This window comes from Comamonas sp. JNW (assembly GCF_003105075.1).
GTDB lineage: Bacteria > Pseudomonadota > Gammaproteobacteria > Burkholderiales > Burkholderiaceae_C > Comamonas > Comamonas squillarum.
Genome location: NZ_QETI01000007.1, coordinates 235,598 through 248,814 on the forward strand (window position 1 = coordinate 235,598; position 13,217 = coordinate 248,814).

A 13,217-nucleotide genomic window follows, 5' to 3' on the forward strand; every position below is an offset into this window, starting at 1 on the left:
CAAGCTTAGCCTGCGGTGGCTACGCAGGTGCTACGTCAAATGACGTATGGGTGTTTGGCGGCCGCACTTTTAGAGTGGCTACAGGTTTCAACCCGTTACCAGTTCAGCCCGCTGAACCACTTGAGGAGAAAAGCATGTCTCAGGATTTCCATCAGTCGCTTCGCCGCCGCCGTCTCTTGCAAGGCCTGGGTGCCATCAGCGTGGCGGGTCTGCCCATGCTGGCCCGCGCCCAGACCCCGCCGACCGCCCAGGTCAACACCACCAAGCTGGCGGTGACCGATACCGAGGTGGTGGTCGGGCAGCTGCACTCGTCGACTGGCACGATGGCGATCTCCGAGACCGGCTCCATCCAGGCCGAACAACTGGCCATTGACCAGATCAACGCGATGGGCGGTGTGCTGGGCCGCAAGATCCGCGTGATCAAGGAAGACGGCGCCTCCGACTGGCCCACCTTTGCTGAAAAGGCCAAGAAGCTGCTGATCAGCGACCATGTGGCCACCGTGTTTGGCTGCTGGACCTCGGCCTCGCGCAAGGCCGTGCTGCCGGTCTTCGAGAAGGAAAACGGCCTGCTCTACTACCCCACGTTCTACGAAGGCCTGGAGCAGAGCAAGAACGTCATCTACACCGGCCAGGAAGCGACCCAGCAGATTCTGTACAGCCTCGACTGGGCCAAGAAGGAAAAGAACGCCTCCAAGGTGTTCCTGGTGGGCTCGGACTACATCTGGCCACGTACCTCGATGAAGATTGCGCGCAAGCACATCGAGACCTTCCAGAAGGGCAAAGTGGTGGGCGAAGAGTACTACCCGCTCAGCAACACCAACTTCAACTCGCTGATCAACAAGATCAAGGTGGCCAAGCCCGATCTGATCTTTGCCGCTGTCGTGGGTGGCTCCAACGTGGCCTTCTACAAGCAGCTCAAGGCCGCAGGCATCACCGGTGACAAGCAGTTCCTGGTGACCCTGTCGGTGACCGAGGACGAAATGCTGGGCATTGGCGGCGAGAACTTTGCCGGCTTCTACTCGAGCATGAAGTACTTCCAGACGCTGGACAACCCCAACAACAAGAAGTTTGTCGAGGCCTTCAAGGCCAAGTACGGCCCCAAGTCGGTCATCGGCGATGTGACCCAGGCCGGTTACCTGGGCCCCTGGTTGTGGAAGGCCGCTGTCGAGAAGGCCGGCAGCTTCGATGTCGACAAGGTCGTGGCCGCCTCGCCGGGCATCGAGCTCAACACTGCCCCGGAAGGCTACGTGAAGATCGACGCCAACCACCACCTCTGGAGCAAGTCGCGCATTGCGCAGGGCCTGCCGGACGGGACCTTCAAGGTGGTGTCCGAGTCGCCCGAGTTGATCAAACCTGATCCGTTCCCTAAAGGCTACCAATAACGCGGCCCCTCCGGCGCGGGCCATAGGCAAACACCCTCTGGCCCGCGCTGCCGCCGACCACCACCCGACAAGAGAGCGCCATGACTTTTTCTGAAATGATGAATATCGGGCTGATGCAGGGCTTTGCGGGCCTCAGCCTGTTTGCGGTACTGCTGCTGATGGGCCTGGGCCTGGCGATTATTTTTGGCCAGATGGGTGTCATCAACATGGCGCATGGCGAGTTCATGACCATTGGCGCCTACACCGTGTTCATGGCCTCCACCTTGGTGGAAGCCCATGCCCCGGCCTGGACGCCCTACTACTTCCCCTTGTCGATCGTGGCGGCCTTTGTGTTTGCGTTTGTGCTGGGCTGGCTGGCCGAGTGGGCGTTGATACGGCACCTGTACAAGCGCCCGCTCGATACCCTGCTGGCCACCTGGGGCCTGAGCCTGGGGCTGCAGCAGGTGTTCCGCACGGTGATCGGCCCCAAAGAGGTGAGCCCCACCCTGCCTGACTGGCTGATGGGTTCCTGGTCGCCCAGTGAGGGGCTGGACATTCCGATCAACGGCATGTTTGTGCTGGCGCTGGCGCTGCTGGTCACAGCCGGCGTGCTGATCGCGCTCTACCGCAGCCGCTGGGGCCTGCGGGTGCGCGCCACGGTCATCAACCGCGTGATGGCCAACGCCATCGGCATCAATACCAAGAAGACCGACCGCCTCACCTTTGCCATTGGCTGCGGGGTGGCGGGCATTGCCGGGGCGGCCTTCACCACCATCGGCTCGACCGGGCCCACCTCCGGCTCGCTCTACATCGTGGATTCGTTCCTGGTCGTCACCTTTGGCGGCGCTGCCAGTCTGCTGGGCACTGTGGCATCGGCCTTTGGCATTGCCCAGGTGCAGTCGATCACGGAGTTCTTCCTGAGTGGCTCCATGGCCAAGGTGCTGACCTTGTCCTTCATCGTCGTGGTCTTGATGCTGCGGCCCCAAGGTCTGTTTGCCAGCAAGGTGCGCCGCTAAAGCCGGTGCAAAGGATGACAACCATGAAAGATATGCGTGTGTGGCTGGAGCGAACCGGCCTGGGCCATGTGGCCATCCTGGCCGTCGTGCTGCTGGCGCTGCTGCCGCTGGGGCTGGACATCTTCCGCCTGAACCTGGTGGGCAAGTACCTGTGCTACGCCTTTGTGGCCGTGGGCCTGGTGATGCTCTGGGGCTGGGGCGGTGTGCTGAGCCTGGGGCAGGGCGTGTTCTTTGGCTTGGGCGGCTACGCGATGGCCATGTTCCTCAAGCTCGAAGCCTCGGACAAGGTCAGCACCGCGATCCAGTCCACGCCGGGCATCCCCGACTTCATGGACTGGAACCAGCTCACCGCGCTGCCGCTGTGGTGGACGCCGTTCGAGTACCTGCCGTTTGCGTTGTTTGCGGTGGTGGCAGTGCCCGCACTGCTGGCCTTCATCATCGGCTTTGCGATGTTCCGCCGCCGCGTGGGCGATGTCTACTTTGCCATCATCACCCAGGCGGTGGCGCTGATCCTGACGGTGCTGATCATCGGCCAGCAGGGCTACACCGGCGGGGTCAACGGCATGACCGATCTGCGCACCATGCTGGGCTGGGACATCCGCACCGACAGCGCCAAGTACATCCTCTACTACGTCTGCTGCGGCCTGCTGCTGCTGTCGGTGGTGGCCTGCCTCTGGATCCAGAAAAGCAAGCTGGGCACCTTGCTGCTGGCGATGCGCGACAAGGAAGACCGCGTGCGCTTCTCGGGCTACGACGTGTCGATGTTCAAGGTCTTTGTGTTCTGCCTGGCCGCTGCGATATCGGGCATTGGCGGCGCGATGTTTGCGCTGCAGGTGGGCTTTATGTCGCCATCGATCGTCGGCATTGTGCCCTCCATCGAGATGGTGATCTTTGCCGCCGTCGGTGGCCGCATGAGCCTGGTGGGGGCCGTCTACGGCGCGCTGCTGGTCAACTTTGGCAAGACCTATTTCTCCGAGACCTTCCCGGATCTGTGGATGTTCTGCATGGCGGGCCTGTTCATCGTCGTGACCATGTTCTTCCCCAATGGTCTGGCGGGCCTGTATGCCAGCAAGGTCAAGCCGCTGCTGGCCCGGCGCGCAGCCAAACCCGCCAGTACACCCAGCCACGGCGCCGCCCCTGCCAGCACCAAGCCCGCAACCACCAGCAGCAAAGCGCAGGAGCCCGTCGCCGGCAAGCCTGCGGCCGAAGGCGTCTGAACCAGGAGCATGCAATGAGCAATACCGATTTCGCACTGGCGGTGGAGGGTTTGACGGTCTCCTTTGACGGCTTCAAGGCCATCGAGGACCTGACCCTCTATGTCGACAAGAACGAGCTGCGCGTGATCATCGGCCCCAACGGCGCGGGCAAGACCACCTTGCTCGACCTGATCTGCGGCAAGACCAAGGCCAGCAGCGGCAGCATCAAGTTCCAGAACCAGGAGCTGACGGGCATGGACGAGTACCTGCGTGTGCGCAAGGGCATAGGCCGCAAGTTCCAGACGCCCTCGATCTACGAGAACCTCTCGGTCTTCAAGAACCTGGAGGTGTCCTACCCTGAGGGACGCTCGGTGTTTGGCGCGCTGCGCTTTCAGTGCACGCCCGCTGTGCAGCAGCGCGTGCAGGCGGTGGCCCAGGAGATTGGCCTGGACCATGTGCTGGAGATGGAATCGGGCCTGCTGTCGCACGGGCAAAAGCAGTGGCTGGAGATTGGCATGCTGCTGATGCAGGAGCCCGAGCTGCTGATGCTGGACGAACCGATTGCCGGCATGAGCGCGCGCGAGCGCGAGTTGACGGCCGATCTGCTCAAGCGCATCTGCGTGGGCCGCTCGGTGATCGTGATCGAGCACGACATGGAGTTTGTGGCCCGCATTGCGCACAAGGTCACCGTCATGCACCAGGGCAAGATTCTGGCCGAGGGCTCGATGGAGGCCGTGCAGTCCGACCCCAAAGTCATCGATGTCTACCTGGGCCACTGAGGAGCCGCATATGCTGAAAGTCAACGATATCCACGTGGCCTACGGACAGAGCGAGGCGCTGCACGGCATCTCCTTCGAAGGCCGGCCCAACGAAACCCTGGCCATCATGGGCCGCAACGGCATGGGCAAGACCACCTTGTTCAAGGCGCTGATGGGTGTGCTGCCGCTCAAGAGCGGGGCGGTGCAGGTGGCGGGGCAGGATGTGTCGCGCGACGAGAGCTATCTGCGCGTGGCCAAGGGCATTGCCTATGTGCCCCAGGGCCGCATGATTTTCCCGACCCTGAGCGTCGAGGAGAACATCGAGACCGGTCTGGAAAATTCCCGCGACCGCAAGATCCCCGACGAGATCTATGCACTCTTCCCGGTGCTGTGGGATATGCGCCGGCGCAAGGGCGGCAACCTCTCGGGCGGGCAGCAGCAGCAGCTGGCCATTGCGCGTGCGCTGGTCACCAACCCCAAGGTGCTGCTGCTCGACGAGCCCACCGAGGGCATCCAGCCGTCCATCATCAAGGACATCGCCAAGGCGCTCAATGAGATCCGCAAGATGCGCGAGATCACCATCGTGGTCTCCGAGCAGGTGCTGCATTTTGCGATGGATGTGGCCGACCGTCTGTTCGTGATCGAGGGCGGCCGCATCGTGCACGAGACCGACCGCGCCAACACCAACGAGGCCCACATCAAGTCGTACCTGTCGGTTTGACACCGCTTGCGCGGGCCGCCCGCGCGTTTCTTGTTCCATTGACTGCATCACAGGAGTTGCACATGCCCGAAACCCTGATCAAGGTTGATCTGTCCCAACCGGCCCCTTCCAACGAGAAGGTGCACAACCGCTGGCACCCCGATATTCCGATGGCCTGCTGGGTCAACCCCGGCGATGACTTTGTGCTGGAGACCTACGACTGGACGGGGGGCTTCATTAAGAACAACGACAGCGCCGACGATGTGCGCGATGTGGACCTGACCACGGTGCACTACCTCTCGGGCCCGGTCGGTGTCAAAGGAGCCGAGCCCGGTGACCTCTTGGTCGTGGACCTGCTCGACATCGGTGCCAAGGACGAGAGCCAGTGGGGCTTCAACGGCTTTTTCTCGCAGAAGAACGGCGGCGGGTTCCTGACCGACCACTTCCCGTCGGCGCAGAAGTCGATCTGGGATTTCCAGGGCATGTTCACCACCTCGCGCCATATCCCTGGCGTGCGCTATGCCGGTTTGATCCACCCGGGCCTGATCGGCACCTTGCCCGACCCCAAGATGCTCGAGACCTGGAATGCGCGCGAGCAGGCGCTGATCGACACCAACCCGGACGGCAACCTGGCCAACCCGCCCTTCATGGCGACGGCGCACATGGGTCAGCTCAAGGGCGAGGCGCGCGACAAGGCCGCTGCCACCGGTGCGCGCACCGTGCCCCCGCGCGAGCATGGCGGCAACTGCGATATCAAGGACCTCTCGCGCGGCTCCAAGATCTTCTTCCCGGTCTATGTCGATGGCGCCGGCCTGTCGGTGGGCGATCTGCACTTCAGCCAGGGCGATGGCGAAATCACCTTCTGCGGCGCCATCGAGATGGCCGGCTGGGTGCACATGAAGGTCTCCATCATCAAGGGCGGCATGGCCAAGTACGGCATCAAGAACCCCATCTTCAAGCCCAGCCCCATCGTGCCGACCTACAACGACTATGTGATCTTTGAAGGCATCAGCGTCGACGAATCGGGCAAGCAGTACTACCTGGATGTGAACGTGGCCTACAAGCAGGCCTGTCTCAACGCCATCGAGTACCTGAAGAAGTTTGGTTACTCGGGCGCGCAGGCCTATTCCATCCTCGGCACCGCCCCCGTGCAGGGCCATATCAGCGGCGTGGTGGACGTGCCCAATGCCTGCGCCACCCTGTGGCTGCCCACGCAGATCTTTGAGTTCGACATCAACCCGAGCGCGGCCGGCCCGGTCAAGTACCTGGACGGCAGCATCGATATGCCGATCTCGTACGACAAGTAAGACGCTGGCTTGCGCGGGCCGCTGTGCCGGCCCGCTTTTATCTTTGAGTGCAGGAGACTTTGATGCCAACTTATGACTACGCCTGCCAGCGCTGCGGCCAATTCGACGCGCTGCGCCGCCTGTCCGACCGCAACCTGGCCTGCGTCTGCCCGCAATGTGGCGCGGCCTCCGAGCGCGTCATCACCCAGGCCCCGCGCCTGGCCTGCACCTCCCCCCAGCAGCGCCGCGCCGCCGAGGTCAACGAACGCGCCCGTCATGCGCCGCGCATGTCGCGTGATAATGACCCTGCTGCGGGCAACTATGGGCGGCTGCGGCATCCCAGTGGGTGTGGGTGTTGCAGTGGGGGCGCCAAAGCCGGTAGCGCTGCGGCCTCGGCGCAGCCGGCGCTGAAAAGCCAGGTGGGGAACCGGCCTTGGATGATCAGCCACTGAGGGGCTGGGATCAGAGATGCGTCAGCGCACAGCCAGGCCAGTTTTGGAGACGCCATAGACATTTGCGGCGTTTAGGCCTATTATTCACCGCATGTTTAGCGGTGAATATATCTGGAAATCCCCGCACTGGCCTCAGTGGCAGTTCGATAGCGATGCCCTGGCTGCTCCGCTGGCGCAGGTCAGCCAGGCACAAGGCATGCTGCTGGGCCGCTTGGCGGATGTCGGCATGGGCCTGCGGGACCAGGCGAGCCTGGCTGCGCTGACGCAGGATGTGCTCAGGACCTCCGAGATCGAAGGGGAGTCGCTCAATGTGGCATCCGTGCGCTCTTCCATCGCCCGGCGGTTGGGGCTGGATATTGGGGCGCTTGCACCGGTAGACCGCCATGTGGAAGGGGTGGTGGAGATGGTGCTCGACGCGACGGCAAACCACCAGCAAGCCGTCACCGAGCAGCGCATCTATGGCTGGCATGCCGCCTTGTTCCCGACCGGCTATTCGGGCATGAGCAAGATAGCGGTGGGCACGTGGCGCGATGACGCAGCGGGCCCTATGCAGGTAGTATCCGGCCCGATCGGCCGCCAGAAAGTGCATTACGAAGCGCCTCCGGCGCCCCAAGTACCAGCGGAGATGGCCAAGCTGCTGGCCTGGATCAATGACCCGGCGCCTTCCACCCTTCCGGCATTGCTCAAATCCGGTTTGGGCCATCTGTGGTTTGTGACCATCCACCCATTTGATGACGGCAATGGTCGTATGGCGCGGGCCATTGGTGATCTGCTGTTGGCGCGTGCGGATGGCAGTGCGCAACGCTTTTACAGCCTGTCTGCCCAGATACAGCGGGAGCGCAAGGCCTATTACGAGGTGTTGGAGCGCACGCAAAAAGGCGGCATGGATGTGACGCCATGGCTGCTGTGGTTTTTGCAGACCTTGCACCAGGCGGTCCTGCAAGCGAACGAGGGCTTGGAGGTCGTCCTGTACAAGGCGCAGTTTTGGCGCCATTGGGCGATGACGCCGATGAATGAGCGCCATATCAAGGTGCTGAACCGCTTGCTCGATGGCTTTGACGGAAAGCTCACCACCGGAAAATGGGCGGCCATTGCCAAGTGTTCCAGCGACACGGCACTGCGGGATATCAACGAGCTGTTGGCGCTGGGGGTATTGGACAAAGAGGCGGCTGGTGGGCGTAGCACAAGCTATTTGCTGAGCGCGGTGTAGCGCCATCACGCTGCTCCCGGTGCTGTGGGACATGCGCCGACGCAAGGGCGGCAGTCTCTCGGGCGGGCAGCAGCAGCTGGCGATTGCCCGCGCCGCAGCGCCAGCCCGCTTTTATCTGCAGGAGAGACCCATCTATGCCCACCTATGACTACGCCTGCCAGCAATGCGGTGAGTTCGACTAGCTGCGTCGCCTGTCTGACCGCAACCTAGCCTGCGCCTGCCCGCACTGCGGCGCCGCCGCCGAGCGCGTCATCACCCAGGCCCCGCGCCTGGCCTGCACATCGCCGCAGCAGCGTCGCACCGCCGAGGTCAACGAACGCGGCCGCGATGCGCCGCGCATGTCGCGTGACAACGACCCTGCTGCGGGCAACTATGGGCGGCCGCGGCATCCCAGTGGGTGTGGTTGTTGCAGTGGGGGGCGCTAAAGGCAGTAGCGCTGCGGCTGCGGCGCAGCCGGAGCTCAAAAGCCAGGTGGGGAACCGGCATTGGATGATCAGCCATTGAACACTTTTACTGGGCTAATCGCAAACAGGGGGCGATAGACGCGGAGCGATACATCAACGAATCAAGTTTTTTGTAACCCATTTTTTCTGGAGGCAGAACTGAGCTACTGAGGTGCCCAATGCCACTTAGCAATGCACTTACAGCTGCAAACCAATTTGTAACTTTATTCTGATAGTTTATCTGAATAACTATATTGAATATTGCGCAATATGGTTGCTGTCACAGGGCGCTGCGGGGCGCATTGCGTGGTGAGCAAGATGACTTATTGTTAATATGAAGTTATCAAGTTGGATAAAAAAATTCTATATTATTTTGATTAATTGATGTGGCACCTAAATTTGCATTGAGTTGCAGTTTTTCTAATTCATTCGTGCGGTGAAATAAATGAAAATTCAAGAAATGTTTGTTTGCGTTTACTTCGATGCGTGTCGCGTGGGAGCGCACTCCCGCTTGCAACTTAAGTCCATAGCTGTCTCGTAGACGGACATCAATCTGACACTTCTCCTAAGTAAATAGTGGTTAACGATTGCTAGAGACTGATAGTTTTTGGCAAAAATCGAACTGCTTCTTTACACCAAACACGAGTGCGCCAACCGTATATCCCACTCCCAAGCGAGTGGGAGTGGTTATGGTCTTGGCTGCCTCAAGAGGAGAAACTATGTCAGGGATATTTGATCGGGGCTCTCAAAGGATAATTAAAAAAACACCTGGGTATCGCCAAAAAAAAGTTGGTCACTCAGTCATTTATGCTGCAGCATTAATGGTTGTTCAGGGCGCCTATGCCCAATCGGACGAATCAAGCCTTCCTAGTATTCCTGATTTTTTCGAAGAAAAAGCTGCATCATTAGGTGGGTCTGTATCGCACTCTCCCAATGAGATGATAAGTACTTTTACCGGGAAATTAAGTTATACAGTTACCGACTTGGTAATTCCTGGAAATGGTGGAATGGATCTTGCCATCCAACGTAGCTATAATAGTATCGATGATCCCTTCGCCACTACTTCCACATGGGCTGACTTTGAATACAGCCCTGTTGGGCTGGGATGGACCATGCATATGGGGCGCGTGCTGCGAGGGTCCAATAAAGCTTTGTGTTCTTCTTCATGGACAGTCGCTTCGGCCAATCCCGTATTCGAAAAGTCAGATGGAAGCCGGCAAATATTCTACGAGCAAGCGTTTGATGGCGATTTAACTTGGATGACCAAAGATTTTTGGCGTGCCAAGTGTATTGAGGGCGTTTTTATTGTCCAGTCTCCTGATGGTCATAGCTTTCGGATGACTAAAAAAGGGAATTCATTTGGGGCAGTGAGCAGCAAGCAAACGGCTTACTATCCTGAAAGAATCACCGATAGAAATGGCAACTGGTTCAACATCAGTTATCAATTTCTGGACAATGGCGTCATGGCAATGACCAAGGTCGCAACAAGTGACGGGCGTGGCTTGGATTTTAATTATGTCGATTCCAAGCTTTCAAAGGTGGTTGATGCGGGCAACTCGCGTGAGTGGGAATACACCGTCACTCCAGGCGCAGGGTCTCGCAATTACTTAACAGCCGTAAAAAGACCAGATGGTCATTCCTGGAATTACAGCTATGAAGCCACTCCTGGTGTGGGATCACTCAGCAAGGTGGGTTATCCGAGTGGTGGGACTATTGACTATCGCTACGGTCATGTTGACTTCTTGGCTGGGACACCGCGTAGTCGCCAAAGCACTGTAGTGGTAGGGAAAACTGCCAATGCTGGCCCAGAAGAGAGTCAGTCCGGAAATTGGAATTACGTTTATGGAGTCGCTACTAACGAGCTGCCCGTGAGTCGTGTTGGCAACTCAATAACACATTCGTACAGCATGCCTCCGGATGACAGAAGTCAGGTTAATATTACCCAGATTACAGATCCAGCTGGAAAAGTTGTAGAACATTATCATGCAGGCTACCACTCTGTACGTCAGGCTCCCACATCTGTTGGTATCTACCTTGGGCGTACCAGTGACCATGAAAACGTATTACTGGCCTATCAGGACTTTATAATTTCTAGTCAAATAGATGTTGTAGCCCAAAACTATACAAGCAACAGCTTCAATCCGGTTGCGCGCGTTCCCCGGATTGAGAACTACAATCGTATTGGTGAGCGCTTTACGCTAACGAATTCTGATTTCGATGGTTATGGAAATGCGCGTAAGGTGGTAGAGATGGCGACAAATGTCGCAGACCGGACTTATATCCGAGAAACCGCACTGAAACACCATGTTGATACGGATAAGTGGATAATAAATCGCGTTGCAAGTGCTGTTGTGGTCAGTGAGGGGGAGCAGCATGAAACCAAACGCCAGTTTGATGCGAATGGGAATGTGGTGTTGGAGAGTATCGCTGGGGTCGTGAGCTCAGCAACATACCATCCAACAGGCGATATCGCGACTAAGGTTAATGCGCTAGGGCAGGTAGAAAGCTTTTCTGATTATCACCGGGGTATTCCCAGAAAAGAAACATATGCTGATGGCTCCACTGTCGGTAGATCTGTCAATGATGCTGGTAATGTAATTGCTGAAACAGATGCCCGTGGAAATATCACAAGGTTCACACACGATTTGCTGAATCGTGTCACTTCGGTTGCAAAGCCAAGTGGGGCAGTAATATCCGTGGCTTGGACTCCAAATACCCGTGTTGTGGAAAGAGGTGATATGACTGAGGCCACCTCCTTCGATGGGTTCGGTCGTACCCTCCGTCGGGAGGCAAGTGCTCCAGGACAGGTACCTGTCTGGGTTAACTACAGTCACAACGTGATGGGTGAGCTCATCCATCAATCCTATCCCAACAGTACGATGGGGACGGGCTATGTCTACGATGGGTTAAGCAGGGTTGTCGCTACTCTCAATGGTAATCCGGTAGGCACGACAAATGCCCAACATATCAACTACACCAGCTATGGCAATCTATATGTGGTGAACCAAGATTCCACGGGGCGTGCATCGATCGACTATTACAGGGCTTACTCTGATCCTGATAAGCGTGAACGAGTTAGGCTCGCGTCAGGTGAAACGGTAAATGGAAGTTTGTTCGCGCTTGCCGATGTGCGCCAGACCAGGAATATTCTTGGGCAGCTAACGACGGTGAGCATGGATGGGAAAACCCGCGGCTATGGTTATGACATTCGATATTTCCTGACTTCAAAAACTGATCCTGAAATAGGCACAACAAATTTTGAGAGGGATGCTATTGGGAACCTGATAAGCCAGAGGATCGGAGCAGGCCCAGCAACCATATACGCTTACGACAGTCGCAATCGGCTGACAGATATCAGCTATCCCAGCTCGGAAGATGCGGCGGTGCCAAATGCCCCTGCAGTGAAGAATACCTATGATGCCAACGGCAATCTGGTTGTCTCACTAAGCGGCGATATTTCGCGCAGCTTCAGCTATGACGAAAACAACAAGATCACCAAAGAAAGCCTGAGCGTCGGTGCAAGCACCCAAACATTGGGTTATGCCTACGACAGCAATGAAGCGCTGGCGTCTATCACCTACCCATCAGGCAATCAGGTCAGCTACGAGCCTGATGCATTTGGGCGAGCACGTGCAGTACTGCCTTATATACATAGTGTGGACTACCACCCGAATGGAATGCCCAGCCAAATCAGCTATGCCAATGGCGTGGTCTCCACTATGGGCATCAATAGCCGGCAGTGGCCCTCAGATTTGACATATGGCCAAGGCTCCAGCCGATTTGTGAATAGCACCTATGTCTATGATCCCGTAGGGAACATGGTCAACATCAACGAACTGGCCGATGGCGTGTACGCAAGGGCATTCGCATACGACAAGCTGGACCGCCTTATCACGGAGGCAACGACCACAGTTAACCGTCAGTACGGGTACGACAGGACCGGCAATCTAACGTATTTGCGTACACCTACGGGTCTCAACACCTACACCTACGACACTGCAACAGGACTGCTCACAGGGGTAGCAGGTGGTTTCTCTCGAAGCTTTGAATACGACCAGGCGGGTAATGTGAGTGCCAACGGATACAACACCTTTGGTCACGATCGTGCCAACAACCTGCGCTGCACCGATTGTGGGACCGCAGTGCAAAAGCTGCATGACTACGACGGCTCCAACATGCGGGCTCAGACTGTAGCTGCGCAGGGCACCACCCAGTATTTGCATGACTCGCAAGGCCTGCTCATGCAGACCATGGATTCGAGTCTGCGCAAAGAGCTTATCTATCTGGGGCGGCGCCAAGTGGCGGAACGCAGCATCGAGTTGAACTAAACCACCAAGGATCTACGCCATGAATAACTCGCATACATCGCGGCCTATGTGCTCTCCCACCTACACACGCTTTGGAAACCTGGTCTTGTTGCTGTCCTTGAGCCTGTTTGCTGGTGCTGTCCACGCCCAGGCCGTGGTAGTTCCTGCTGGCAGCGGCATAACGATCGAGCTACCAGACAACAAGCCCTCTGCTCCTTTGCAAACCAGCGATCTGAAGGCGACTCCTGAATCGATTCCCTTGCCGGTATGGGCAACACCGCGTGGCATGGAGACAGCCAAAACCGCAGTCAACGCAGGGCAGCTGAAATATGAGGCCCGCAAGCTCCAGGGCATCCCAAAACTGGTCGGTAGCACGGTAAGTACCCCTGAGACCTGCACCACCAGAGCCGTCACCCAAGAAGAGGCGCGGCAGCTGACAGACGACAACCAAGTGCTTTGCACGCAAGACAACTGAATGGAGGAGAACC

10 protein-coding genes and 1 pseudogene are annotated in these 13,217 nt (G+C 58.0%); all 11 read left to right on the forward strand.

The features are described from left to right. Nucleotides 1-134: 134 nt before the first annotated feature. Nucleotides 135-1,382, forward strand: coding sequence for an urea ABC transporter substrate-binding protein (gene urtA, locus DCO45_RS12640; protein WP_021028658.1), 1,248 nt, complete (start codon nt 135-137; stop codon nt 1,380-1,382). A gap of 80 nt (nt 1,383-1,462) precedes the next feature. Beyond that, entirely contained in the window at nt 1,463-2,377 is a 915-nt protein-coding gene (gene urtB, locus DCO45_RS12645; protein ID WP_116926171.1) for an urea ABC transporter permease subunit UrtB, read from the forward strand. Between the two features lie 23 nt (nt 2,378-2,400). Beyond that, nucleotides 2,401-3,594, forward strand: coding sequence for an urea ABC transporter permease subunit UrtC (gene urtC / locus DCO45_RS12650; protein ID WP_116926213.1), 1,194 nt, complete (start codon nt 2,401-2,403; stop codon nt 3,592-3,594). A 14-nt stretch (nt 3,595-3,608) separates the two neighbouring features. Continuing rightward, nucleotides 3,609-4,352: an urea ABC transporter ATP-binding protein UrtD gene (gene urtD, locus DCO45_RS12655; protein WP_021028661.1), complete on the forward strand. Its 744-nt coding sequence runs from the start codon at nt 3,609-3,611 to the stop codon at nt 4,350-4,352. A 10-nt stretch (nt 4,353-4,362) separates the two neighbouring features. Then, nucleotides 4,363-5,052 carry an urea ABC transporter ATP-binding subunit UrtE gene (gene urtE, locus DCO45_RS12660; protein ID WP_116926172.1) on the forward strand — a complete coding sequence of 230 codons (690 nt, stop codon included), beginning with the start codon at nt 4,363-4,365 and terminating at the stop codon, nt 5,050-5,052. 62 nt (nt 5,053-5,114) lie between these two features. Next, nucleotides 5,115-6,338 carry a formamidase gene (fmdA, locus tag DCO45_RS12665; protein ID WP_116926173.1) on the forward strand — a complete coding sequence of 408 codons (1,224 nt, stop codon included), beginning with the start codon at nt 5,115-5,117 and terminating at the stop codon, nt 6,336-6,338. 62 nt (nt 6,339-6,400) lie between these two features. Next, nucleotides 6,401-6,769 carry a zinc ribbon domain-containing protein gene (locus tag DCO45_RS12670; RefSeq protein WP_116926174.1) on the forward strand — a complete coding sequence of 123 codons (369 nt, stop codon included), beginning with the start codon at nt 6,401-6,403 and terminating at the stop codon, nt 6,767-6,769. Between the two features lie 91 nt (nt 6,770-6,860). Continuing rightward, on the forward strand, nt 6,861-7,979 hold the full coding sequence (locus tag DCO45_RS12675) for a Fic family protein (protein ID WP_116926175.1): 1,119 nt from the start codon (nt 6,861-6,863) through the stop codon (nt 7,977-7,979). Nucleotides 7,980-7,989: 10 nt separating this feature from the next. Then, nucleotides 7,990-8,073: pseudogene (locus tag DCO45_RS12680) on the forward strand (ABC transporter ATP-binding protein); the annotation flags it as partial. A gap of 1,068 nt (nt 8,074-9,141) precedes the next feature. Then, nucleotides 9,142-12,750, forward strand: a complete 3,609-nt coding sequence (locus DCO45_RS12685; protein ID WP_165841194.1) for a DUF6531 domain-containing protein — start codon at nt 9,142-9,144, stop codon at nt 12,748-12,750. A gap of 19 nt (nt 12,751-12,769) precedes the next feature. Beyond that, entirely contained in the window at nt 12,770-13,204 is a 435-nt protein-coding gene (locus DCO45_RS22720) for a hypothetical protein (RefSeq protein WP_133248153.1), read from the forward strand. Nucleotides 13,205-13,217: the final 13 nt, after the last annotated feature.

What these genes read in the sequence shown, in the direction of transcription:
- urtA (WP_021028658.1), top strand. Translation starts at nt 135, where the DNA reads ATGTCTCAGGATTTCCATCAGTCGCTTCGCCGCCGCCGTCTCTTGCAA.
- urtB (WP_116926171.1), top strand. Translation starts at nt 1,463, where the DNA reads ATGACTTTTTCTGAAATGATGAATATCGGGCTGATGCAGGGCTTTGCG.
- urtC (WP_116926213.1), top strand. Translation starts at nt 2,401, where the DNA reads ATGAAAGATATGCGTGTGTGGCTGGAGCGAACCGGCCTGGGCCATGTG.
- urtD (WP_021028661.1), top strand. Translation starts at nt 3,609, where the DNA reads ATGAGCAATACCGATTTCGCACTGGCGGTGGAGGGTTTGACGGTCTCC.
- urtE (WP_116926172.1), top strand. Translation starts at nt 4,363, where the DNA reads ATGCTGAAAGTCAACGATATCCACGTGGCCTACGGACAGAGCGAGGCG.
- fmdA (WP_116926173.1), top strand. Translation starts at nt 5,115, where the DNA reads ATGCCCGAAACCCTGATCAAGGTTGATCTGTCCCAACCGGCCCCTTCC.
- DCO45_RS12670 (WP_116926174.1), top strand. Translation starts at nt 6,401, where the DNA reads ATGCCAACTTATGACTACGCCTGCCAGCGCTGCGGCCAATTCGACGCG.
- DCO45_RS12675 (WP_116926175.1), top strand. Translation starts at nt 6,861, where the DNA reads ATGTTTAGCGGTGAATATATCTGGAAATCCCCGCACTGGCCTCAGTGG.
- DCO45_RS12685 (WP_165841194.1), top strand. Translation starts at nt 9,142, where the DNA reads ATGTCAGGGATATTTGATCGGGGCTCTCAAAGGATAATTAAAAAAACA.
- DCO45_RS22720 (WP_133248153.1), top strand. Translation starts at nt 12,770, where the DNA reads ATGAATAACTCGCATACATCGCGGCCTATGTGCTCTCCCACCTACACA.